Origin of the sequence: Bartonella bacilliformis KC583 (genome assembly GCF_000015445.1) — a bacterium.
GTDB lineage: Bacteria > Pseudomonadota > Alphaproteobacteria > Rhizobiales > Rhizobiaceae > Bartonella > Bartonella bacilliformis.
In genome coordinates this window covers 472,373-496,196 of record NC_008783.1, presented here as the reverse complement: position 1 = coordinate 496,196, position 23,824 = coordinate 472,373, and the positions used below count along the sequence as shown (strand labels likewise).

The 23,824-nt window shown below is 37.9% G+C and carries 22 protein-coding genes and 1 pseudogene; 7 read left to right on the top strand and 16 right to left on the bottom strand.

Annotation, left to right across the window (positions count from 1 at the left end; genetic code table 11):
- The 5 genes from radA to BARBAKC583_RS02340 all read left to right on the top strand — a co-directional run bounded on the left by radA (position 1) and on the right by BARBAKC583_RS02340 (position 5,184).
- A complete protein-coding gene (gene radA, locus BARBAKC583_RS02360; RefSeq protein ID WP_005766577.1) occupies positions 1-1,374 on the top strand; it encodes a DNA repair protein RadA in 1,374 nt (457 codons plus the stop codon).
- A gap of 154 nt (positions 1,375-1,528) precedes the next feature.
- On the top strand, positions 1,529-1,996 hold the full coding sequence (locus tag BARBAKC583_RS02355) for a CvpA family protein (protein WP_005766575.1): 468 nt from the start codon (positions 1,529-1,531) through the stop codon (positions 1,994-1,996).
- A 294-nt stretch (positions 1,997-2,290) separates the two neighbouring features.
- Positions 2,291-2,854: a CvpA family protein gene (locus tag BARBAKC583_RS02350; RefSeq protein ID WP_005766573.1), complete on the top strand. Its 564-nt coding sequence runs from the start codon at positions 2,291-2,293 to the stop codon at positions 2,852-2,854.
- Positions 2,855-2,941: 87 nt separating this feature from the next.
- Complete coding sequence (purF, locus tag BARBAKC583_RS02345; RefSeq protein ID WP_005766571.1) at positions 2,942-4,432, top strand: amidophosphoribosyltransferase; 1,491 nt, start codon at positions 2,942-2,944, stop codon at positions 4,430-4,432.
- A 2-nt stretch (positions 4,433-4,434) separates the two neighbouring features.
- Entirely contained in the window at positions 4,435-5,184 is a 750-nt protein-coding gene (locus BARBAKC583_RS02340) for an SDR family NAD(P)-dependent oxidoreductase (RefSeq protein WP_005766569.1), read from the top strand.
- Positions 5,185-5,266: 82 nt separating this feature from the next.
- Here BARBAKC583_RS02340 and pssA read toward each other — a convergent pair whose 3' ends face one another.
- From pssA to BARBAKC583_RS02315, 5 genes are all read right to left on the bottom strand, one after another.
- Positions 5,267-6,106 (bottom strand): CDP-diacylglycerol--serine O-phosphatidyltransferase, encoded by an 840-nt coding sequence (gene pssA / locus BARBAKC583_RS02335; protein ID WP_005766567.1) that lies wholly within the window; start codon positions 6,104-6,106, stop codon positions 5,267-5,269.
- An 8-nt stretch (positions 6,107-6,114) separates the two neighbouring features.
- Positions 6,115-6,813 carry a phosphatidylserine decarboxylase gene (locus BARBAKC583_RS02330; RefSeq protein ID WP_005766565.1) on the bottom strand — a complete coding sequence of 233 codons (699 nt, stop codon included), beginning with the start codon at positions 6,811-6,813 and terminating at the stop codon, positions 6,115-6,117.
- A gap of 111 nt (positions 6,814-6,924) precedes the next feature.
- On the bottom strand, positions 6,925-8,808 hold the full coding sequence (locus BARBAKC583_RS02325) for an ABCB family ABC transporter ATP-binding protein/permease (protein WP_005766563.1): 1,884 nt from the start codon (positions 8,806-8,808) through the stop codon (positions 6,925-6,927).
- A gap of 408 nt (positions 8,809-9,216) precedes the next feature.
- Positions 9,217-10,719, bottom strand: coding sequence for a cysteine--tRNA ligase (cysS, locus tag BARBAKC583_RS02320; RefSeq protein ID WP_005766561.1), 1,503 nt, complete (start codon positions 10,717-10,719; stop codon positions 9,217-9,219).
- A gap of 417 nt (positions 10,720-11,136) precedes the next feature.
- Positions 11,137-12,462 carry a dihydroorotase gene (locus tag BARBAKC583_RS02315; RefSeq protein WP_005766559.1) on the bottom strand — a complete coding sequence of 442 codons (1,326 nt, stop codon included), beginning with the start codon at positions 12,460-12,462 and terminating at the stop codon, positions 11,137-11,139.
- Positions 12,463-12,525: 63 nt separating this feature from the next.
- Between BARBAKC583_RS02315 and ygfZ the strand changes: the two genes are divergently transcribed.
- Together ygfZ and BARBAKC583_RS02305 are read left to right on the top strand one after the other, a co-directional pair.
- Complete coding sequence (gene ygfZ, locus BARBAKC583_RS02310; RefSeq protein WP_005766558.1) at positions 12,526-13,386, top strand: CAF17-like 4Fe-4S cluster assembly/insertion protein YgfZ; 861 nt, start codon at positions 12,526-12,528, stop codon at positions 13,384-13,386.
- Between the two features lie 3 nt (positions 13,387-13,389).
- Positions 13,390-14,007 (top strand): annotated as a pseudogene (locus tag BARBAKC583_RS02305) (HD domain-containing protein).
- 360 nt (positions 14,008-14,367) lie between these two features.
- On the opposite strand, the gene panB reads toward BARBAKC583_RS02305, so the two are convergent.
- From panB to rpoZ, 11 genes are all read right to left on the bottom strand, one after another.
- Positions 14,368-15,183 (bottom strand): 3-methyl-2-oxobutanoate hydroxymethyltransferase, encoded by an 816-nt coding sequence (gene panB, locus BARBAKC583_RS02300; protein ID WP_005766554.1) that lies wholly within the window; start codon positions 15,181-15,183, stop codon positions 14,368-14,370.
- A gap of 11 nt (positions 15,184-15,194) precedes the next feature.
- Positions 15,195-16,040 (bottom strand): pantoate--beta-alanine ligase, encoded by an 846-nt coding sequence (gene panC, locus BARBAKC583_RS02295; protein WP_005766551.1) that lies wholly within the window; start codon positions 16,038-16,040, stop codon positions 15,195-15,197.
- Positions 16,041-16,076: 36 nt separating this feature from the next.
- A complete protein-coding gene (gene recO / locus BARBAKC583_RS02290; protein ID WP_005766549.1) occupies positions 16,077-16,814 on the bottom strand; it encodes a DNA repair protein RecO in 738 nt (245 codons plus the stop codon).
- A 2-nt stretch (positions 16,815-16,816) separates the two neighbouring features.
- Entirely contained in the window at positions 16,817-17,722 is a 906-nt protein-coding gene (gene era / locus BARBAKC583_RS02285) for a GTPase Era (RefSeq protein ID WP_005766547.1), read from the bottom strand.
- Positions 17,715-18,422, bottom strand: a complete 708-nt coding sequence (gene rnc, locus BARBAKC583_RS02280) for a ribonuclease III (protein WP_005766546.1) — start codon at positions 18,420-18,422, stop codon at positions 17,715-17,717. The genes era and rnc overlap by 8 nt, the downstream gene beginning before the upstream one ends.
- A 10-nt stretch (positions 18,423-18,432) precedes the next feature.
- Entirely contained in the window at positions 18,433-19,215 is a 783-nt protein-coding gene (lepB, locus tag BARBAKC583_RS02275) for a signal peptidase I (protein ID WP_005766544.1), read from the bottom strand.
- 67 nt (positions 19,216-19,282) lie between these two features.
- A complete protein-coding gene (gene acpS / locus BARBAKC583_RS02270; protein ID WP_005766541.1) occupies positions 19,283-19,684 on the bottom strand; it encodes a holo-ACP synthase in 402 nt (133 codons plus the stop codon).
- Positions 19,681-20,283, bottom strand: a complete 603-nt coding sequence (locus BARBAKC583_RS02265; RefSeq protein ID WP_005766540.1) for a DUF2062 domain-containing protein — start codon at positions 20,281-20,283, stop codon at positions 19,681-19,683. Before BARBAKC583_RS02265 ends, acpS begins: the two co-directional genes overlap by 4 nt.
- 93 nt (positions 20,284-20,376) lie before the next feature.
- Positions 20,377-20,955: an orotate phosphoribosyltransferase gene (gene pyrE, locus BARBAKC583_RS02260; protein ID WP_005766538.1), complete on the bottom strand. Its 579-nt coding sequence runs from the start codon at positions 20,953-20,955 to the stop codon at positions 20,377-20,379.
- A gap of 15 nt (positions 20,956-20,970) precedes the next feature.
- A complete protein-coding gene (locus BARBAKC583_RS02255) occupies positions 20,971-23,199 on the bottom strand; it encodes a RelA/SpoT family protein (RefSeq protein WP_005766536.1) in 2,229 nt (742 codons plus the stop codon).
- Positions 23,200-23,326: 127 nt separating this feature from the next.
- Entirely contained in the window at positions 23,327-23,725 is a 399-nt protein-coding gene (gene rpoZ / locus BARBAKC583_RS02250; RefSeq protein ID WP_005766532.1) for a DNA-directed RNA polymerase subunit omega, read from the bottom strand.
- Positions 23,726-23,824: the final 99 nt, after the last annotated feature.

Here is a 23,824-nt window from a genome sequence, read left to right as displayed (position 1 = left end):
ATGGCACGCAATCGTATTAAATTTATCTGCCAAAATTGTGGCACTATTTATTCACGCTGGGCTGGAAAATGCACTTCTTGCGGAGAATGGAATTCTCTTATTGAAGAAGATATGAATAGCGGCATTGGCAGTGGCCCTATGAAAAATGTTCGTAAAGGGCGTGTCATAGCACTCACTTCCCTTTCTGGAGATATTAAAGATGCTCCACGCATTCATTCTGGAATTGCTGAACTTGATCGTGTTACCGGTGGTGGTTTTGTTCGTGGATCTGCATTACTTGTCGGCGGCGATCCAGGTATTGGCAAATCAACACTGCTTACACAAACAGCAGCTGCATTATCGCAAAAAGGACATCACGTTATTTATGTTTCAGGTGAAGAAGCTGTTGAACAAATCCGCTTACGCGCACAAAGGCTTGGTGCTGCAGATACAGCAGTCCAACTTGCTGCAGAAACTAATGTTGAGGATATTCTTGCAACCTTAAATGAGCATAAAAAACTTGATATGGTCATTATTGATTCAATTCAAACCCTATGGTCAGATGCGACTGAATCAGCTCCTGGAACTGTAACGCAAGTGCGCATCAGTGCTCAAGAAATAATTCGTTTTGCAAAAAAAACAGGCGCTGCCGTTATTCTCGTTGGTCACGTTACTAAAGATGGACAAATCGCAGGCCCCCGCGTTGTAGAACACATGGTGGATGGTGTTCTCTATTTTGAGGGTGAAGGCAGCCATCATTATCGAATCTTAAGAACCGTAAAAAATCGTTTCGGGCCAACTAATGAAATTGGCGTTTTTGAAATGTCCGATAAAGGATTACAGGAAGTTACCAATCCATCTGAACTTTTTTTAGGGGAACGGAATGAAAAAGCACCAGGAGCTGCTGTTTTTGCAGGAATGGAAGGAACACGCCCTATATTAGTAGAAATTCAAGCACTTGTTGCTCCCTCTTCTCTTGGAACACCACGACGCACTGTTGTAGGATGGGATGGAGGTCGTCTTTCGATGATTTTAGCTGTTTTAGAATCTCATTGTGGTGTTCGCTTTGGGCAACATGATGTCTATCTTAATGTTGCAGGTGGCTACAAAATATCAGAACCCGCAGCTGATTTAGCTGTTGCGGCTGCTTTGGTGTCCTCTCTTGCAAACATTCCTCTCCCTGCTCATTATGTATATTTTGGTGAAATCAGTCTTTCAGGAACAATTCGCACTGTTTCTCATTCAGTACAACGCATCAAAGAAGCAGAAAAACTTGGCTTTCAAGGTTCTATTCAACCTTCCGCAACAATTGAAATGAAATCACCAATCTTTCAACAAAGAACATTTTCTGACCTTTCTGAATTAGTTGCCATTATTGTTGCCAATAAAAAATAACCTACATCATACACGAAACGAAACGCTATAAAATGCAAAAGAACCTTTGATATATGATAGAAACTGACATAACTAAGAGCGCATTTTTATACCGATTAAAACAGATATAACTTTTTGATGTAGAATATAAATTTAATATACAAGGAGCAAAAAAATGGACATGACCATCCTTGATGGCGTTGCCATAGTAATTATTTTGTGTTCTTCTCTTTTAGCAATGCTCCGAGGTTTCTCACGTGAAGTGTTGTCTTTAACTTCTTGGATAGTAGCCGCTTTCATTACGCTTTTTTTGTGTAAGCCTATATTGCCTTTCACTAACCAATATATCTCGCATGCAATGATTACATTAATTGCACTAATTGCCTTACTAATCATAATTTTTATTATTGTTTTGAGCATTATATCTATCATCACAATGAAGATCGCCAATTTTATCATTAACAGTCGAATTGGTATAATTGACCGCACCGTTGGCTTTATTTTTGGAGCAGTTCGTGGTGCATTAATCATACTCATTAGTATGCTGCTTGTTGATATATTGCTCAAATTAGAACAAAAATCTGATATGTATATTTTGGTGAAATCAACCTCTCAAGAACAATATGCACCATTACGCATTTAAAACAACATATTAAAAAAGAAGAAAAACTTAGCTTTAAAAAGAGCTACTTAATCTTCTATAAAAATTAAGATAAAATCACTAATCTGTTAATTAAATAATATTTTCTGATTTTTTTTGAATGAATTGTTACTAACAAAACAACCTACATCATACACGTAATAAAACACTATAAAATGCAAAAGAACCTTGATATATGATAGAAACTGACATAACCAAGAGCGCATTTTTATACCGATTAAAATAAATATAATTTTTTGATGTAGAATATAAATTTAATATACAAGGAGCGAATAAATGGCCATAACTATCCTTGATGGCATTGTTATAATAGTTATCCTATTTTCCTCTTTTTTAGCTATGCTCCGAGGTTTTTCGCGTGAACTTTTGTCTTTAATTTCTTGGATAGTAGCAACTGTTATCACACTTTTTTTATTTAAGCCTGCATTGCCCTTCGTTGAACAATATCTTTCGAATAAAATGATTGCACTAATTGTTACATTAGTCATCATTTTCGTTATTGTTCTCAGCATTATATCTATCGTTACAATGAAGATTGCTGATCTTATTATTGATAGTCAAATTGGTATGCTTGACCGCACTATTGGTTTTATCTTTGGAGCACTTCGCGGTTTATTAATCGTGGTTATCAGCATGATGCTTGTTAATACACTTATCAAACCCGAACAACAAGCAAACTGGTTGAAAAATGCAAAAACAAAGCCTATCTTGGATTCACTTGGCCTAGAAATTTGGGATGTATTACCCAAAAATCTCAGCTATGCTCTAGAAAAAATAGAAACATTCTTTAAGAAAGATGATGTAATTACAGATATTGAAAATTCACCTCTATCAAATTGAAAAGTTATTTCTTTATAAAAGAAATAACTCAAAATATATGGTGTATATAATATCCGTCGTTCTTAACATCATTCCTGAAGGAATATAATGACAAAAATCAATGTCTCTTGCCAAGAATTTTCCCTTAATGATGATACCCTTCATGAAGAGTGTGGAGTATTTGGTATCCTCGGACACGAAGATGCGGCAACATTAACGGCTCTTGGGCTACACGCACTGCAACATCGTGGACAAGAAGCTGCTGGAATTGTTTCTTATCACAACCAAGTGTTTTACCAAGAAAAACATCTGGGTCTTGTTGGTGATCACTACACAAATCCTGCAACACTTGCACGTCTATCAGGAGATCGTGCTATTGGACACACCCGCTATTCAACAACAGGGGAAACAGCATTACGTAATGTCCAACCCCTGTTTGCTGAATTGAACGCTGGAGGTATTGCGATTGCACACAATGGAAACCTAACCAATGGCCTTACATTACGTCACGAATTAATTTCTTCTGGAGCAATCTGTCAATCAACATCAGATTCAGAAGTCTTTCTCCACCTTATCGCACGCTCACGACATGAGTCATCATCTGATCGTTTTGTAGATGCCATTCGGCAAGTGGAGGGTGGATATGCTATGTTAGCATTAACACGCACTAAGCTAATTGCCGCGCGTGATCCAGTAGGAATTCGCCCACTTGTAATGGGTGAACTTGATGGGAAACCAATCTTTTGTTCAGAAACCTGTGCTCTTGATATCATTGGAGCAAAATATATTCGCGACGTTAAAAACGGTGAAATCATCATATGCGAAATACAAAAAAATGGTGAAATCACGATAACAGTTATTGAACCAGAAATAGAAAAACCTGAAAAATTATGCATTTTTGAATATGTCTATTTTGCTCGTCCTGATTCAATCGTTGGAGGACGTAGCGTTTATACAGTTCGTAAAAATATGGGTATTCGTTTGGCACAAGAAGCGCCATGTGATGCCGATGTTGTCATTCCCGTTCCTGATGGAGGAACGCCTGCGGCAATTGGTTATGCACAAGAAATCGGAATTCCCTTTGAACTTGGCATTATTCGTAATCATTATGTCGGCCGTACATTTATCGAACCTACTCAACAAATTCGTGCTTTTGGTGTGAAATTAAAGCATTCTGCAAATCGCTCTGTTATCAGAGGAAAACGCGTCATTTTGATCGATGACTCTATCGTACGGGGAACAACATCCGTCAAAATTGTGCAAATGCTGCGTGATGCAGGTGCAAAAGAAGTCCATATGCGCATTTCTAGCCCTATGATTTTTTATCCTGATTTTTATGGTATTGATACACCTAAAATTGAAAACCTTTTGGCTAACCAATATCCAGATTTAAAATCTATGTGTAATTTTATCGGAGCGGATTCATTAGAATTTCTCTCAATTGATGGCATATATCTTGCCGTTACAGGGAAAAAACGAAACAACTCTAACCCGCAATTCACTGATCATTATTTCACTGGTGATTATCCTACACATCTCACGGATCAAAAAAATACTGAAAAAGTGCATAAATTATCCGTCCTGAAAACAAGAAATTAATCATGGAGAAATCTGATTTTAACCTTTCAGGACGTGTTGCATTAATCACAGGTGCTTCTAGAGGAATTGGTTATCATTTAGCTATAGAATTAGCAGCACGTGGTGCACACATTATTGCTATTGCTCGCACACTCAATAGCTTAACCGAACTTGAGAAAAAAATCCAAAACATAGGTTCTTCTGCAACGTTAGTACCACTGAATTTACAAAATTTAGAAGCTATTGATGATTTAAGTATTTTAATTGCTGAACGTTGGAAAAAACTTGATATTATGGTTGTAAATGCTAGCATCCTCGGGACATTGTCATCAATTTCTCATGTTGAAAATGTGGTATTTGAAGAGGTTATTCAAGTAAATCTTATCAGCTCATGGCGCTTAATGAAAACTGTTGAACCCTTATTACGTCAATCTGATGCTGGGCGAGCTATCCTGTTATCATCAAGCGTTGCTCATTCTGCACGCGCTTCTTGGGGACCTTATGCAGCTTCTAAAGCTGGTTTGGAAATTATTGCTCGCTGTTGGGCAGAAGAACTCAAACAAACGCATATCAAAGTCAACTGTGTTAACCCAGGTGCAACACGCACAAAAATGCGCGCGCAAGCTTTCCCTGATGAAGATCCTCAAACTTTACCTTCTCCACAAGAAGTTGCTAAGAAAATAGCTCATCTCTCCTTACCCGATTTAAAAGAAACAGGTAAGCTTTTTGATGTTCGTAAAAATCGATTCATGAATTATTGTGTGCCTGATTGATAATTGCTCCGCACGTAAAATTGTACCAGGGCACTGGCACTCCACACTCTACTATTTTTTTCTAAAAAGCAAATATAAAATTTTATGAATCTTGGTCAACTGTAATGTTTATCTCTTTTTCTTCTAAAGCAGCCCGTTTACTATAACAAAAAGCACTATAAGGTAGAAAAATCATATAGCCAACAGCTGTTATTAGTAAAGTATACCATGTGTAAGTTGCAAGAAAACCAACATAAATAACCATAACCAACATGCACGGTATTACAATATCGCGCCTCAATTTCTGACCAACTGTTTTCGCATTCCACACTGGCAAGCGGCTTACTAATAAAAAAGCAATAACCACAGTATAAAGACTGAAAAATAAAGACCAACTCCAACTTGGTACTAAACCAAGGGCTCCTAAATAAACAGGTAATAAAAGCAATAATGCCCCTGCTGGTGCTGGTACACCAACAAAATAATCTTTCTGCCATCCTGGAATATCAGTATTGTCTAGCATTACATTGAAACGAGCTAAGCGCAAACAACAAGCAACACAATATACAAGAGCAGCAACCCAACCTACTTGATGAGCCTGAGTAAGGATAAAAGAATAAACTACAAGAGCAGGCGTAACACCAAAATTCACGACATCGGCAAGAGAATCCATATGCGCCCCAAAAGATGAGCTCCCATCCATCAAACGAGCAATGCGGCCGTCCGCCCCATCTAAAACCGCTGCTAAAAGTATCATAAAAATAGCTGACTCATAACGATTCTCAAAAGCCAAACGAATACCACTCATCCCTGCACAAATCGCCAAAATAGTGATAATATTAGGAATAACATAGCGCATCGGCATAGGTAAACGCCGCCGATGAGCAATATCATCACGTTGTCCTTCAGGATCAAATGAAGAAAATGGCAAAGAATTTTTCATGACTTACTCTAATTAAGCCTAAAATCAGTCGTAGTAATGTCACTATCAAAAGAACCTAAAACTGTTTCTCCAGCAATTGACGTCTGGCCAACTGCAACACGTAATTTTATTTCAGCTGGCATATAAACATCAAGACGAGATCCAAAACGGATCATCCCAAAACGCTGTCCAGCGGCAACAGAATCGTCTTCTTTTGACCAACAAATGATTCGACGAGCAACCAGTCCGGCTATCTGTACTACGCCGATTTTTCCATGTTTACTATCAATCACAACTCCATTACGCTCGTTAAATTCACTGGCCTTATCAAGATCAGCATTAACAAATTTACCCGGGCTATAAACAATAGACTCTATTGTACCACTCACAGGAGCACGGTTGATATGACATGAAAAAACATCCATGAATACAGAAACACGCATCATTTCATTTTTTCCTAAATCCAATTCTTCAGGTGGAACACATAACCCGACGAATGAAATACGCCCATCAGCAGGGGAAACAACCCAATCTGCATTCATAGGCGTTACACGCTCTGGATCACGGAAGAAATATATACACCATACTGTCAGAACAAGGCCAAACCAAAATAATGGGTCCCATATCCAACCAAGAATGAGTGAGGCAACAAAAAACGCTACAATGAAAGGGTAGCCTTCCTTATGAATTGGAACAACACCATCACGGATAGATCGAAAAACACTCATGATAATTCCCTATTTGTAGATGATCTAACAACCAATAATTTTTTTTATTTTTTTGCTTTTCGTATATCTATTTAATCGCTTCATATAACTCCAAGCATAATCTCATATAGCTTATTTTTTAGGATTAACAACGCCCATCTCATCTTCTTCACGCATTTTACGCAATTTCTCTTCAGCCCGTGAAGCTTCAAGCTGCTTATTCCACATCGACGCATATAAACCTTTCTTAGCTAAGAGATCAGTATGTGTTCCCTTCTCAACGATACAGCCATCTTTAAGCACCAAAATTTCATCAGCCCCAATCACGGTGGAAAGACGATGAGCGATAATTAAGGTCGTACGACCGCGGCTTACAATATCCAATGCCTGCTGAATATCTTGTTCTGTTGTTGTATCAAGAGCTGAAGTTGCTTCATCTAAAATGAGAAGCGGAGGTGCTTTTAAAAGTGTTCGCGCAATAGCTACACGTTGTTTTTCACCACCTGATAATTTAAGACCGCGCTCCCCTACTATAGATTGGAAGCCTTCTGGCAACATTTCAATAAATTTTGATATCTGAGCCATCTCAGCAGCTTTGCACATCTCTTCATCTGTAGCACTTGGACGCCCATAACGAATATTATATGCAACAGTATCATTAAATAGAACTGTATCTTGTGGCACTATACCGATGACTTCACGCAAACTTTCTTGAGTCACATCACGGATATCTTGCCCATCAATCGTTATCGCCCCTGATTCAATGTCATAAAAACGAAAAAGTAATCGAGAAATTGTTGATTTACCAGAACCTGATGGCCCAACAATTGCAACTGTCTTCCCTCCAGGAACTTCAAAATCAATATCTTTGAGAATTGGGCGACAAGAATCATACGAAAATTTCACCTGATGAAACCGAATGGTTCCATCACGCACGACCAACGGCTTAGCATCTGGTTTATCAACGATTTCTTGTTGAACATCCAAAAGATCGAACATAGCCTCAATATCAGCTAAACCCTGCCGAATCTCACGATAAATCGAACCAATAAAATTCAATGGAATAGAAAGCTGTATTAAAAGTGCATTGATAAAAATAAAATCTCCTATCGTTTGCGTTGCGTAAAAAATTTCATACGCTGACATCAACATAAGAACAGTCATGCCAATGCCCAAAATAAAAGCTTGACCAAAGTTCAGCCAGCTCAATGATGTCCAAATCTTTATTGCAGCTTTTTCATAACCTGCCATGGAAGCATCAAATCGACGCGCTTCTAAAGTTTCATTACAAAAATATTTAACTGTTTCAAAATTCAAGAGAGAATCAACTGCACGCGTATTCGCTTCTGTATCAGCTTCATTCATTTCGTGCCTAATACCAATACGCCAATTACTTGCCTTGATTGTAAACCACGTATACAAACCAACTGTTGCCAAAACTACGAGAAAATAATTCCACCCATAACTTATGTAAAATACGAGCGCTGTTAGAGCAAATTCCAAAATGGTTGGCACTGTATTTAAAATTGAAAACCGAACAATAGCTTCAATTCCTTTCGTACCACGCTCAATAACTCGAAAAAGCCCGCCAGTCCGCCGTTCCAAATGGAAGCGTAAAGATAACTCATGAATATGGACAAAGGTTTTATAGGCTAATCGACGAATAGCATGTTGACCTACAGTAGCAAAAAGAGAATCACGTAATTGATTTAATCCAGCCTGAACAATACGCGCAATATTATACGCTAAAACAAGCATTATAGGGATCAACCAGGTGGATGAAAGCCATACAGGTGGTTCAAAACTTGTGTCGAATGCATCCGTAGCATATTTTAAAAAATATGGCACAGATATGAGAACAAATTTCGCTAAAATAAGATATAATACTGCCCATACAACACGCATCTTTAAATCAGATCGACCTGATGGCCACATATAAGGCCACAAATTATAAAGTGTGCGTAAAGTCTGGCCTGAATCTGCTGATACTGTCTTTACCTTTTTATTCTGTTTCATAAAGCCTTTATTTCTCTATTATTTACTATGTATGTGAGAATTATTGCTAAACTTCCCCCTTTACAGACCAATGTTATTTTCCCCTTGGCTTCTTATAAATCTTATACTTCTAAAATATTTAGAATTAAATCGTTTTCATGAAAAGAACAAAAATAATTCGCTGCAGAATTTATAATTTTTACTATATTTTCATACCATTCTACTGCAAATATACTCTTAGATTTTAAATATTTTTTCAATTGTGAATTAAACTAAGTTGTTGATTGAGTAATTTCTTTAAGCCTTCTTCAAGAATTTCACTATTTTGTATTAAAATTGCAGATTTATTGCTTTCTTCTTTTTAATGCAGAAAATCACTATTCATTTTCTCTTCTTTTACGAAGGCAGCTTAAATTGCGAAAATTATAATCATTTCACTTCCCATGTGGTTATACGCTCACCAGTCTGTGAATCCTTTTCATCTTTTAAAGCAATCCCCTTTTTCGCAAGCTCATTACGAATTTCATCAGCAGCTGCCCATTCTTTATTTTGAATAAAAAGCAGCCTTTCAGCAATGCGCTGGTCAATAAATTTTGAATCCAAATCTATCCCTTTAACAAAAAGTGGACATTCTATTTCTCTAACCCACTCTTGTCGCAATAGCCCAAAAAGATCCATCCCCTGTACAAGAGCTACAGCATTCTCTTCTTTGTAAAATTTACGTAAAAGAGTAAATGAATTTGGAGTATTAAGATCATCACTCAATGTGCTTATTAGAGAAGCATCAATCACTCCACCGTTATCCAAACAACTTCTTTCACAACGAAGCAATTCATACCAACGATATAACTCACTACTAGATTGCGCTAAACGCTGAGCTGTCCAATTTAATGGTTCACGATAATGCGTTTGCAACATTGAAAAACGTGCAGACAAACCAGCCCAACTCTGTTTCAGATCATCAGTCATAGCATTACTGAATTCAACAAAATTGCTCTCTAATATAGAACGAATAGTGATGAAATTGCCAAAGCTTTTAGACATTTTTCTGCCTTCAACCTGCAAAAAGCCGTTATGCATCCAAAAATTAGCCATTCGCTCAGTTCCAAAAACTGAACAACTTTGTGCAATTTCATTTTCATGATGAGGAAAAATCAAATCAATTCCACCACCATGAATGTCAAAAACATTCACGCTCAAATCATCACATGCTAAACCACCACCATAAGGCGTTAACAACTTTGCCATCGACATGGCTGAACATTCTATATGCCAACCTGGACGACCTAAAACAGAAATGCCTGCTGGTGATTTCCAACCTGGCTCTTGTTGCGTAGAGGGTTTCCATAAAACAAAATCCATGTCATCCCTTTTATAAGGAGCAACATCAACGCGCGCACCTGCTTTCATTTCATTCAACGATCGTTTTGCAAATACACCGTAAAGAGGATTATTTTTTATACTATTGACAGAAAATAATACATGATTTTCTGCTATATAGGCGTGACCTTTTTCAAGAAGCCTCTCAATCAAAGATCGCATTTCTTCCAAATGATCGGTTGCACGTGGCTGATAGGTCGGCAATAAACAACCAAGCGCCTCTGTATCTTGTTGAAATTGGTCATATGTACGTTCAGTTAGCTGGTGAATAGCATCATTAAGCGTTAACTTTGGATACTCACGAATAGCTCGCGCATTAATTTTATCATCTACGTCCGTGACATTACGAGCATATATAACGTGATCCTTACCATAAACATGACGTAATAAACGAAATAAAATATCAAAAACAATTACAGGACGTGCATTACCGATATGAGCATAATCATAAACCGTTGGGCCACAAACATAAAGACGGACCTTAGAAGAATCTATCGGTATAAAATCTTCTTTTTTACGTGTCAGCGTGTTATAAAATCGCAAATTTCCCATAATCACACTCCGTTAGCAATACTGCTTGCTGTACTTTTAGGTAAAGCTCACTCACACTACCAAGCTATTCACACTTTTTTGAAAAAATACTGCCTTGTTGGATTTTTTATTTTCAACATCAAACCAATTTACACATATAAGATAAAAGATATCAATAAACGATAGTGAACAAGCACACTATGCGTACAAAAATAAAATAAAACAAATCAAGCTGTTTGTTGTTTTTTATATTAATCAACACAGCATTTTATCTGTCAAAAATAAGAATTTTGCAAAATATCTGGCAACATATCAACACTATCTATCTTTGAACATAAAAGGTCATTATGGATGCCTTTTGCAACTACATAATCATTCAATAGCGCCTAAAATTCTGAGATAATACACCATATTTATGTTCACAATGCTTCTGTAAGCTCATAGGGCTTCTATAAATTTCACAGGCTCACCTTGTGAAGGCATAACAATTTCACCTTCCCACATAACTCGCATACCACGAATAATGGTCCCTACTGGCCAACCTTTAACTTTGTTACCATTATAGGGTGTCCATCCCGCACGTGAACCAATCATTGCATTCGTAATCATCTCTTCCCGTTTAAGATCAATAACCGTCAAATCAGCATCATATCCAACAGCAATACGCCCTTTACGACTTATACCAAAAACGCGATGAGGGCCATGGGACGTGAGATCAACAAAACGTTCAAGGGACATCTTTCCTGTATTCACATGAGTCAACATGATTGCTACTGTCGTTTGTACACCTGTCATACCTGAAGGCGAAGAGGGATAAGGCTTTTGTTTTTCTTCAAGTGTGTGGGGAGCATGATCAGAGCCTAAAACATCAATAATACCTTGCTGAACACCATACCAAAGGCCCTCTCTGTGGCGGCTTTCACGAATAGGTGGATTCATCTGGATTAATGCGCCAAACTGTTTATAATCATTAGCTGTCAAAGTTAAATGATGCTGGGTTACCTCAAGTGTTGCGATATCTTTATGATTTTTTAAAAAATCAATCTCTTCTGCTGTAGAAATGTGTAATACATGAATGCGAGCCCCTGTCTCACGGGCAATTTTGACCAAACGCTGTGTACATTTTAAAGCAGCAACTTCATCACGCCACACTGAATGTGATGACACATCTCCCTCAACACGTAACATTTTACGTTCATTGAGACGCTCTTCATCTTCAGAATGAAAAGCTGTACGACGACGTGTATTTTGCAAAATACGACGTACACCTTCATCATCATCTACCAACAGATTACCCGTAGAAGACCCCATAAACACTTTAATTCCAGCAGCACCAGGAAGTCTCTCTAACTCAGCCATTTCATGTGCATTTTCACGTGTGCCTCCAATCCAAAATGCAAAATCACAATGCATCCGATGGAAGCCGCGTTTAACCTTATCAGCCAACGCCTCTTCTGAGGTCGTCATTGGGTTCGTATTAGGCATTTCAAATACAGCTGTAACCCCCCCTAAAACCGCTGAACGAGAACCACTTTCTAAATCTTCTTTATGCTCATTACCTGGTTCACGGAAATGAACCTGACTATCAATAATACCAGGCACAATATGAAGCCCTGTACAATCGATAACCTCACCAGCAGACGCACATGTAAGATCACCAATTTCAGCAATACGACCATTTGTTACAGCAATATCGCGCTTACCGCTCCCATCATGATTAACAAGCGTTGAGCCTTTAAAAATTGTATCGAATGTTTTAGACATAAACATACCTTTGAGTGTTATCTCTTTACCGATTATGTAAATCTGAGCAGAAAGGCAAGAACCATGATCGAAAAACAAAATGCTATAAGCTTAAAAAACAGAAAAATTATTAACGTAATAGGTGAAGAAGCAACTCATTTTTTACAAATGCTCATTACCACAGATGTGACAAAAATTGGTCCACAAGAACTTTTTCCTGGTGCACTTCTATCCCCACAAGGAAAGGTTATCGCTGATTTTCTCATTGGAAAAATAGATCAGGGCTATATGATTGACATTGCAGAGTCTTTAGCCGATACTTTTCAAAAGCGCCTTCTTCTTTATAAACTACACAAAAAAATAGAGGTTACACAACCATTACAAACCATTACAACAATTTTTTTAGAAAATGAAATAAATACTTCAAAATTTACCTTAAGTTTTATTGATAAGCGATTTCCAGAAAATGAAAAAATCATTCGAACATACGGTGAAACACCCTTTTTAGCTCCAAAAGATAATGACAATTGGCACCGAATGCGTATCCGTTATGCAATTACAGAAAGCGGTCAAGATTACGAAATAGGAACAGTGTTTCCTCATGATATTAATTATGACCAAATCGGTGGACTATCATTCAATAAAGGCTGCTATGTAGGACAGGAAGTTGTTTCACGAATGCATCATCGCAAAATAGCTCGTCGTCGCTTTTTGATAGTTACAGGTCAACACTATTTAACACCAGGATCTACCATTGAAGCAAGTAATAAAACACTAGGTAAATTAGGAACATGTATCGCTAATGAAGCTTTAGCGTTAATGCGTATTGATCATGTAAAAGATGCTATGGATAAAGATAGTCAGTTTACAGTAAACAATCTTCCTGTAACAATAAGCATTGCTGAAAATATGAATTTTACCTTCCCTGAAAGCACCGTGGATTAATCAATGGCTAAAGTTGAATTATCATCAAATGGAGAAGCGCGCGCTTGGCAAAGAATGCTTTCTGGTCGGAGACTGATTTATTGAACCCTTCTCCTTTTGATATTGAAATCAAAGATATTGCTCATGGTCTTGCCCGCGTTGCACGTTGGAACGGTCAAACGCAAGGTGAATACGCTTATTCTGTCGCACAACATTCACTCTTAGTAGAAGAAATATTTCAGGAACTCTTTCCTCAATCCAATCTAACGAATGCCTCCTTTCTCTTCTCCATGATGCAGCAGAATACGTCATCGGTGACATAATTTCACCTTTTAAAGCAGTTATAGGAAAACAATATAAAATTGTTGAAAAACATGTACAAAATGCCGTTCATATACGATTTTCTTTACCAATGTCCCTACCCCAAAAGCTATCAAAAAGATCAAACAAGCTGACCATATTGCTGCTTTTTATGAAGCCACCACTTTTGCTGGCTTTAGTAAAGAAGAAACTCTTCGCTATTTTGGCCACCCTCATGATATTTTACCTAGTGAACTCAATTTACAACTATGTTCTACACAACAGATTGAAAATGCGTTTTTAACCCGCTTCAATAACATTGAAATTCAAAGATCCCAATAAATATTCTCTGGTCATTTATTTTCTGTTGTAACTTGAAAAAATTATCCGTGCAGTGCCCCGATCTTATGATCTTTTCCCTTGGATAAAGGTAAAAACTTCTCTTTCATGATGATTTATAATTTTGTGGGTATCTATAACTTTAGCGACAGGTATCTATAAATTTTAACAAAACACCACTTTATCACTTCTCATGAGATTCAAATCTGCACTTTATAGCTCGTTAAGCCAATGATCATACAGCAATTGCATCAACTACATTAAAACTCATCATGTGATTAACACATTGATGAAAGAAATATATTGAAAAGATTGACTATAAGGAAATTCAGAAATGAACATCATTATAGCTTTTTCACTTTTTTATTTAAGCTTATAAATTTCTGAATCTGATGGAAAAGCGCGTGATTTAACGTCTTCTGCATAATTTCTGATTGCTGTATCCATTGCTTGTTCAAGAGTACCATAACGACGCACGAATTTAGGCGCCCAAGCACCATAACCCAACATATCTTCCATCACTAGAATTTGCCCATCACACTGATTAGATGCACCAATCCCAATAGTGGGAATAGAGAGCTTTTCTGTGAGCTTTACTGCTAAAGGCTCCACTACCGCTTCCACCACGACTGCAAAAGCACCAGCATCTTCAATTGCTGCTGCATCAGCTTCAATTTTTTCCCAATCGCTTTTATCACGCCCTTGTGTTTTAAAACCGCCAAAATGATTTACTGCCTGCGGTGTAAGACCAATATGGCTCATAACCGGAATGCCACGTTTGCATAAAAAATCAATTGTTTTTGCCATATGAATGCCACCTTCAAGCTTGACAGCACCACATCCTGTATCTGCAAGAATACGTGACGCGTTGGAAAAAGCTTGTTCTGGACTTTTTTCATAAGAACCAAAAGGCATATCAACCACAACAAGCGCCCGCTGAGACCCACGCATAACCGCTTTCCCATGCAAAATCATCATATCCACATCAACAGGAAGCGTCGTATCAAACCCATGCACAATCATACCCACACTATCACCAACCAAAAGAAAGTCGCAATGTGGATCAGCAATCCGTGCACTATAAGCCTGATAAGCCGTTAGAGAAACAATCGGTTCTTGTTTCTTTTTCGCTTGTATTTCAGAAGCAGTGATACGCTTTATACTTTTATGTACACTCATTGTTCTGCCCTTTATTGTAATATATATTGATCAATAAGCCTAACGTCACCAAAACGAACGGTTAGCAACAAAACTGCAGGCGCATCTAGCGTCCCCTTTATAGCAGACAAAGTTTCCATATTCCGTAAATCTACTGATTCAACAATAGCACGCAGCTCTTGTTGTAAAATATCACGAACAGCTTTGCACAATTTATCAACGGATCGTTCACCTTGGCGATAAAGCTTTTCAGCAGCTTTACCACTTTCAGGGATAATTTTTGCAGCTTTGCGATCTTCTGGTGTTAACAGCTGATTACGTGAAGAACTAGCAACACCATCTGAATCACGTAAAATCGGAACACCAATAACTTCAATAGGAAAAGCTAAATCTTTAACCATGCGACGAATAATCAGAAGCTGTTGAAAATCCTTTTCTCCAAAAAAAACTTTATCCGGTTGAACAATATTAAAAAGTTTAGCAACAACACTCGTTACACCGCAAAAATGCCCTGGACGTAGTTCCCCCATTAAAATACGTGATAATCCTTCCACCTCAACGATTGTATCATTTCCCAGCGGCCACATTTCTTCTACAGAAGGTGCAAAAACATATTCAACCGCTTCTTTATTCAGCAAAGTACAATCACTTAAAAGATCTCTCGGATAGACTTCAAAATCCTCGTGAGAACCAAATTGTTTCGGATTAACAAAAATAGAAACCAATACTCGATCACACATCTCTCTTGCTTTCTGGACTAAAGCAAGATGGCCATGATGCAACGCACCCATAGTCGGCACAAAGCCAATCGATAATCCCAAACGCCGTTCTTCTGTAAGATGCTGGCGTACTTCAGCAATTGTTTTCAAAACGCGCATATTCACATTTGATCCATTTTCACAAAATCACTCAATTTACGCTTTCGTATGAAATCTTCGCTCAAATAATTGTATCAAAATCGCACGAACGGATGGTTGTTTTATACCCCGTGGTTCCCAAACATGGCGTGTTAAAAAAAAATCTGTTAGAGTGAACCCATTTCTTATGTCATCAAAATCAACAGGACGGTTCGTTCTCTCTATAAGAAATTTCGGTAAAAGTAAAAGCTTATTTTTCCAAGGAAGTCCTACTTCCTCACATACAGCACGTCCTGATTTCGGAGACACATAATAAAGTTTTTCTTGACGACCTGTTACAGCACAATGAGACAAATCAAGGCCAAAGCCAAGTTCTTCAAGGAGACGCATCTCAAAACGTACGAGCAACTCAGCATTTACAAACTGCTCATCAAAATTCTGCATAAAAAGATGCAGAATATCATACAAAATAGGATGAGGATCACGCTCAGGGAGCAACCGAAAATGAGAGGCCATCAACTGCAAACCATAGAGTGCTTCTGGTAAAAACATCAATCGTGAAGCGCATAAATCAAGAGCTTCAAGCTTAAAAAGTCCCAAATGTTCATCTAAACGAGCCCACCACTCAGCCTCAACAAAATTGCCAGGTTGAAGAAGAGCAGCCATTCTACGAGAACGCCCCCCTTTTACGACTCCCATATAACGGCCATGTTGACGTGTTACAACTTCAAGAATAACGCTTGTTTCACCATATTGGCGTGCACCAAGAATAATAGCTTGCTCTTTCCATTTCATTTTTACTTTGAAAAATCTAGCACCATTGCGCGATAGCGTTCTGGATCAGTATCCCAATTGTCACGCACTTTCACAAACAAAAAAAGAGAAACCCTCTGTTCCAGAATTTCTGTCAATTCCTTACGGGCCGCCTGACCAATTGCTTTAATTGTATGACCTTTTGTCCCTAAAAGAATTTTTTTTTGGCTCTCACGCTCTACATAAATGACTTGATTAATTTTAACTGAACCGTCTGGACGCTCTTCCCAATTTTCTGTTTCAACCGTTGAAGCATAGGGGAGCTCTTCATGGAGACGAAAAAAAAGCTTTTCGCGTGTAATCTCAGCAGCCAGTTGACGCATAGGCATATCTGAAATTTGATCCTCTGGATAACACCATGGTCCCGGCTGCATCATTGTACTTAAATAATCAAGCAAATCCTTACAACCAGAACCATTTAAAGCCGAAATCATAAATGTGCGCAAAAAATTCACTCGTTCATTAATTTTTGCAGTTAACGCCAAAAGAGATGATTTAGCAACGGTATCAATTTTATTCAGAACAAGAATTTTATCCTGTTTGATATTTGCTAAATTATCCAACATTGCATTCACTTCATCTGAAAGACCATTTTGAACGTCAATCAAAACCAAAAGAGCATCAGCATCTCTAATTCCACTCCAGGCAGCAGAGACCATAGCTCGCTCTAATCGCTTACGGGGACGAAAAATACCCGGTGTATCAACTAACACAATTTGCGTCTTCTCATGAATAACAATACCACGCACTAAAGCTCGTGTTGTTTGCACCTTATGGGTTACAATTGAAACCTTTGTTCCAACTAGCTGATTAACCAATGTCGATTTACCAGCATTAGGCACCCCCACAAGAGAAACAAAACCAAAACGTGTTTTGGTGATTTCATCCATGATCATCTTTCTCTATTGATCCCCACATACCTTCACGTCGCAAAATTTTTTCAGCTGCAGCTCTCTCAGCATGTCTTTTGGAACCACCTTCGCCAACCTCAGATACAAAACCAGGAACACTCACTTCTACCACAAAAACAGGATCATGATCCAGCCCACAGCGCTTAATAACCCGATATTGCGGCTGTACACCATTTTGTGTATGAGCCCATTCCTGCAATTCTGTTTTAGCATCACGTCGGCTAGCATCAATTTTCTTTGCTCGATCTTGCCAATATCTCTGAATGAAGGGGCGAACACTTTTCAATCCTCCATCAAGATAAATCACCGCAATTAAAGCTTCAACAACATCCGCATGCATATTAGCTAACCGGCGCCCTTCTAAGTTTTTCATCTCACAACCAACATGGACCATATCAGGCAAACCTATTTCTCTTGCTATATCAGCACATGTTTGTGCATTCACTAAACCGTTCAAACGCACTGATAATTCACCTTCACTGGCCTGTGGAAAAAACTGATACAACATCTCTGCAACCAAGAGTCCAAGAACACGGTCACCCAAAAATTCTAACCGCTCATAATTACCCTGTTCTGAACGTTGAACACTGGAATGTGTCAATGCTTTTTTTAATAGATCTTCATTTTTAAAGCTATGCCCAGTTAGCTTTTTAAGTTGATCAATGGTCTGATGCTTCATCCCTATATTCCTACTTATTAAGCGGGAAATCATGGATAGTGTTAACAGAAGAAAACAAACGAGCCCAGCGCACATCAAATGGCCAACGCCAAAACTGCCAAGCACGTGAATTATTGCTGACAGAGAAAAAAATTAAATTTGCTCGACCTATAAGATTTTCCTCAGGAACATAGCCTACATTTAAACGACTATCATCTGAATTATGACGATTATCACCCATTACAAAATAATGCCCTGAAGGAACTTCAAAAACTTTTGTATCATCCACTTGTGAAAAATACCCAAAGCTAAGAGTATCGTAACTTACACCGTTAGACATTTTCTCGCGATAAACATCAACAGGATTATTGATTGCCGTTATATCTGGATCATCAACTTGCCCCATAAATTGGCGCGAAATAGCTTGATCATTAATGTAAAGAACACCTTGACGAACCTGAATACGATCACCCGGTAATCCAACAACACGTTTAATATAGTCAATACTCGGATCACTAGGTAAACGAAAAACCAAAACATCTCCGCGTTCAGGCTGAGATGCCCAAATACGCCCTGAAAAAATAGGAAGAGATAAAGGAAAAGAGAAACGAGAATATCCATATGCATATTTGGAAACAAACAAATAATCTCCTACCAATAAAGTAGGACGCATCGAACCAGAAGGAATAGTAAAAGGTTGGAACAAAAACGTGCGGATAAGCATAGCCCAAATAAAAGCCTGAACAAAAACAGAAATGAACTCAAGGAGTCCACCTTTTTCCTTTTTATTTTTCGTTGTTTCTTTTTGGCTCATTACCGGCTACCTCCCGTTGCAAATATATATATTTTCAAATAACAGAAACACAAATCTCTCACAATATTTATCCACGTGGAAGTGCTTCTATAATCACAAATGCCTGTGCCCAAGGAAAATCATCTGTCATACTAAGATGAATAAAAGCATCATGATTAGACGGTAATAACTTTTCTAACTGTATTTGTGCATGATTTGTTAGCTTTATAGTTGGTTTTCCAGATGGTGAATTAACTATCCCTATATCTCTCCAATTAACACCATAAGCAATTCCTGTTCCTAAAGCTTTAGCGCAAGCCTCTTTAGCAGCAAATCTCTTAGCATAAGCATAAGAACGTTTTGGAAAATTTTCAGATTTATTTTGTTCAATATCTGTAAAAATGCGTTGAATAAAACGACTACTATGACGAATTAATATTTTTTCAATTCGTCTTATGTCTATCATATCATTACCAAGACCAATGATCATGAAACACTTTTTTGATTTTCTTGGTGTAAATTCACCTTTTCCATTATCTTTCGGTATCTCTTTTTTTGAAAACGAACCGTTCCACTGTAAACACCTATATAAAACAAACCACCAAGAATAGACCCTAAAAAAACACCGCCTAAAATCATTGGTATCATCACCAAATCCCATGTCTCCCAGAAAACTAACCATATTTGTGAAAATGTCAAACCATCAAACATCGTACGAATTTGCACAAGAGATATTTTATCTACATGCTCAAAAAACGACAAAAATAGGTAACCTACCTTATAATCAACCACGATGATGGGAAAAAATGTAACTGGATTGGAAAAAATAGTTCCAATAATCGCTGCAGTAAAGTTTCCACGTAAAATCCAAGAAAAAAATACTGCTAAAATGATATGTAAACCGAAAAAAGGCGAACACGCTGAAAAAATTCCAATAGCAAACCCTAACGCTACCTTATGCGGAGTCGCTGATATACGTAAAATACGTTTACATATGTAATGAAACGAACGAGCAAATGAACGACGCGGCCAAACTAAAAGCCGAATACGCTCTCTCAAATTTATTGGTTTTTGATGACGAAAAAGCATACAGTTTTACATATCCCCCAAATGAGATAATTCCTAATTATTTACGTTAATCTAATCAAAATTCTATACAAAAACAAAATTATAAAAAGACAATCAAATATCCCTGCTTCCTGGCTTAACTGCTGGAATTTTAGAGAGTTCATGAGGTAGTGTATCACGAGTATAAGATACTATCTCATATTCAGCCAACGCAATCAATGGGACACCGACATCAACTTTACCACCAGAACGATCAATGATACATGCACTCGCTACTACATCTGCTTCTACTGCAACAAGAGCCTCAATTGTTTCACGAATAGAAAGACCAGTTGTGACAATATCTTCAACAATAACAACCCGAGCACCTTTTTCAACTTCGAAACGCCGCAACCGAAATACACCATTCTCACGCTCTACCCAAATAGAAGGAACACCAAGATGACGTGATGTCTCGTAAGAGGGAATAAGGCCACCAATCGCTGGTCCAACCACATAGTCAATTTTTCCTTCAACATGTCTTTTAATTTCTTGAGCTAAACCTCGACATAGCTTTTCCGTTAGATCAGCATGCATAAATACCTTTGCCTTCTGCAAAAAAGTAGCACTATGGCGACCTGATGTTAAAATAAAATGTCCTTCTAGAATAGCATCTGCCTGTTTAAAAATATTAATCACATCTTGTGTATTCATCAAAAAATCTTTTATTTATCCATAAACTCGACGCGCTACATTAACCGAATTTAACCCTTTTAACTGAGAAAGAATACGATTCAAGTATTTTAAATCCCAAACTTCCAAATCAATCACAATTTCTGTGAAATCTGGCGCTGTATGGATCAAAGATAAATTTTTGATATTGGCATCATTGGCAAAAATAACCTGAGTAACTTCCGCCAAAGAGCCAGGATTATTAGCAGCTAAAATATTGATCAACGCAGGAAAACGTTCATTCATTTCGCCATCAATATCCCAGCGTATATCAATCCAACGTTCCGGTTTATCATCATAAGCTATCAAAGCCGAAGATTGAATAGGGTAAATAACAATACCTGCACCCGGTTTCATAATGCCAACAATTCGATCTCCTGGTACAGCACCCTCAGGAGAAAACAGCATGGGAATATCTCTACGTGTTCCTCGAATAGGTAACGCTTTACGCTGATATCCTTCTTCTGAAGTTTTATCTTGTTCGTTTTCAGGTATCGTAGAGATCACACTTTGACTATTTTCAACATTCAGTCGACCTTCTTCTCCAAAGTTAAGATATGACTTCTGCATTAAACGATAATTCTGATAATCAGGATAAACAGCTTTAATTACATCAACAGATGTTAATTCACCGCTCCCAACAGCCTCTAATATATCTTCTACATCTCTACGCGCCAAATGTAGCACAACTTGTTGAAGCATGTCTTTTGAAAATTGTTTTTCTACGCATCCAAACGCATGTTCAAGAATACGATAACCCAGACCAGAATATTGCTTACGAACTGCTGCGCGTGTTGCGCGGCGAATTGCTGAACGCGCTTTCCCTGTTACAACAAGAAATTCCCACACTGCTGGTGGAATTTGAGCTTGTGAACATATAATATCAACCTCATCACCATTTTTCAATTTGGTCATCAATGGCATGATACGGCCATTGATTTTCACTCCCACACAGGAATTACCAATATCAGTGTGGACAGCATAAGCAAAATCAATAGGTATAGCACCTTGTGGCAAAGCAATTAATTGCCCTTTCGGTGTAAAACAGAAAACCTGATCTTGGAAAAGTTCAAGCTTTGTATGTTCTAAAAATTCTTCTGGATTATCCCCATCTGACAAAGATTGAATCGTTTGGCATAACCATGCATAGGCTTTTGTTTCACTTGATAATTTCGAAACTGAATAACTAGAACCATGATCTTTATAAATGGAATGTGCTGCAACACCATATTCAGCAATTTCATCCATAACACCAGTTCTAATTTGTAGCTCAACACGTTGCCTTGAAGGACCAACAATTGTCGTATGAATTGAGCGATAATCATTTTGTTTTGGTATAGAAATATAATCCTTAAAACGACCAGGAATCATTGGCCATGTGGTATGGATAATACCGAGAGCACCATAACAATCATGAACAGTCTTAACAATTACACGAAATCCAAAAATATCAGACAATTGTTCGAAACATAGTGCTCTACTCTCCATTTTACGAAAAACGGAATAAGGCTTTTTTTGACGACTTTTAACATCAGCTGTAATACCATACTCAGAAAAAAGCTTCGTTAATTCGTTTTCGATTGTAGAAAGCACATCACAATTACGCCGAGATAATTCAGAAAGCTTCTCAACAATAGCACGGTAACTTTCTGGATTTAAATAAAAAAAAGCAAGATTTTCTAATTCTTCGCGCATATCCTGCATCCCCATACGGCCAGCAAGAGGTGCATAAATATCCATCGTTTCTTCAGCGATCCATCTACGCTTATCATCACACATAACACCAAGAGTGCGCATGTTATGGAGACGATCCGCAAGTTTAACTAAAAAAACACGAAAATCATCAGAGATAGCAATAAGAAGCTTACGCAGATTTTCTGCTTGCACTGCCTTTTTTGATACAAAATCAAGCTTATTAAGCTTCGTAAGTCCTTCAACCAACTTACCAATTTCAGCTCCAAAGAGCTGATCAATCTCTTCCCTCGTAGCGCTCGTATCTTCAATCGTATCATGTAACAGGGCAACAGCAATCGTTGCTTCATCCAAACGCATATCTGTCAAGATAGCAGCAACTTCTACAGGATGAGAAAAATAAGGATCCCCTGAAGCACGCCTCTGATGAGCATGCTTCTGCATTGCATAAGCATAAGCTTTATTCAATAAAGCTTCATTGACATCCCGCTTGTAACGCCGCACACGTTCAACAAGCTCACACTGATGCATCATATTAATATCCCCCCAATCTTACAACACCCCAAATATTATTACGCCCAGCCAATAATAATAAATGACAAAAATAAGAAAAAGGAAACCGCATGATAGCGTGCAAAAATTACCCAATGAAGAGGACTAATTAATAATCGTCGCTTTTCTCTGGTACAACCAACCCTTCAATACCCGCCAAAAGATCTTCTTCTGACATATAGTCAAATGAGCAATTTTCTTCTTCCCTTGAAGTATCTAAAACACTTTCAGTCTCACTTGAATGGGAAATAAACTCTGTCACCGCTTCTGGTTCATCAACCTCCACATGTTTCTGCAGTGAATGAATGAGATCCTCTTTCAAATCAGCAGGTGATAAAGTTTCATCTGCTATTTCACGCAAAGCAACAACCGGATTCTTATCATTATCACGACTAACAGTGATCTGTGCACCCTGCGAAATTTGACGTGCCCGATGCCCCGCCAAAAGTACCAATTCAAAACGGTTATCAACTTTATCAATGCAATCTTCTACTGTTACGCGGGCCATTTATGCCCCTTTCTAAAAAATTTAAATGCTTAACGAATAATACGTAAATATATATAATAATTAAAGAAAAAACAAGAAAAACAAAACAAGCCTTTTCTA

Coding starts and splice junctions, on each gene's coding strand:
- BARBAKC583_RS02255 (WP_005766536.1), bottom strand. CDS start 23,199: ATGATGCATCAGTGTGAGCTTGTTGAACGTGTGCGGCGTTACAAGCGG.
- BARBAKC583_RS02355 (WP_005766575.1), top strand. CDS start 1,529: ATGGACATGACCATCCTTGATGGCGTTGCCATAGTAATTATTTTGTGT.
- BARBAKC583_RS02315 (WP_005766559.1), bottom strand. CDS start 12,462: ATGTCTAAAACATTCGATACAATTTTTAAAGGCTCAACGCTTGTTAAT.
- purF (WP_005766571.1), top strand. CDS start 2,942: ATGACAAAAATCAATGTCTCTTGCCAAGAATTTTCCCTTAATGATGAT.
- recO (WP_005766549.1), bottom strand. CDS start 16,814: ATGAAATGGAAAGAGCAAGCTATTATTCTTGGTGCACGCCAATATGGT.
- rpoZ (WP_005766532.1), bottom strand. CDS start 23,725: ATGGCCCGCGTAACAGTAGAAGATTGCATTGATAAAGTTGATAACCGT.
- BARBAKC583_RS02325 (WP_005766563.1), bottom strand. CDS start 8,808: ATGAAACAGAATAAAAAGGTAAAGACAGTATCAGCAGATTCAGGCCAG.
- era (WP_005766547.1), bottom strand. CDS start 17,722: ATGGATGAAATCACCAAAACACGTTTTGGTTTTGTTTCTCTTGTGGGG.
- BARBAKC583_RS02265 (WP_005766540.1), bottom strand. CDS start 20,283: ATGCTTTTTCGTCATCAAAAACCAATAAATTTGAGAGAGCGTATTCGG.
- acpS (WP_005766541.1), bottom strand. CDS start 19,684: ATGATCATTGGTCTTGGTAATGATATGATAGACATAAGACGAATTGAA.
- panB (WP_005766554.1), bottom strand. CDS start 15,183: ATGAGTGTACATAAAAGTATAAAGCGTATCACTGCTTCTGAAATACAA.
- pyrE (WP_005766538.1), bottom strand. CDS start 20,955: ATGAATACACAAGATGTGATTAATATTTTTAAACAGGCAGATGCTATT.
- BARBAKC583_RS02330 (WP_005766565.1), bottom strand. CDS start 6,813: ATGAGTGTTTTTCGATCTATCCGTGATGGTGTTGTTCCAATTCATAAG.
- panC (WP_005766551.1), bottom strand. CDS start 16,040: ATGCGCGTTTTGAAAACAATTGCTGAAGTACGCCAGCATCTTACAGAA.
- lepB (WP_005766544.1), bottom strand. CDS start 19,215: ATGAGCCAAAAAGAAACAACGAAAAATAAAAAGGAAAAAGGTGGACTC.
- BARBAKC583_RS02340 (WP_005766569.1), top strand. CDS start 4,435: ATGGAGAAATCTGATTTTAACCTTTCAGGACGTGTTGCATTAATCACA.
- radA (WP_005766577.1), top strand. CDS start 1: ATGGCACGCAATCGTATTAAATTTATCTGCCAAAATTGTGGCACTATT.
- cysS (WP_005766561.1), bottom strand. CDS start 10,719: ATGGGAAATTTGCGATTTTATAACACGCTGACACGTAAAAAAGAAGAT.
- pssA (WP_005766567.1), bottom strand. CDS start 6,106: ATGAAAAATTCTTTGCCATTTTCTTCATTTGATCCTGAAGGACAACGT.
- ygfZ (WP_005766558.1), top strand. CDS start 12,526: ATGATCGAAAAACAAAATGCTATAAGCTTAAAAAACAGAAAAATTATT.
- BARBAKC583_RS02350 (WP_005766573.1), top strand. CDS start 2,291: ATGGCCATAACTATCCTTGATGGCATTGTTATAATAGTTATCCTATTT.
- rnc (WP_005766546.1), bottom strand. CDS start 18,422: ATGAAGCATCAGACCATTGATCAACTTAAAAAGCTAACTGGGCATAGC.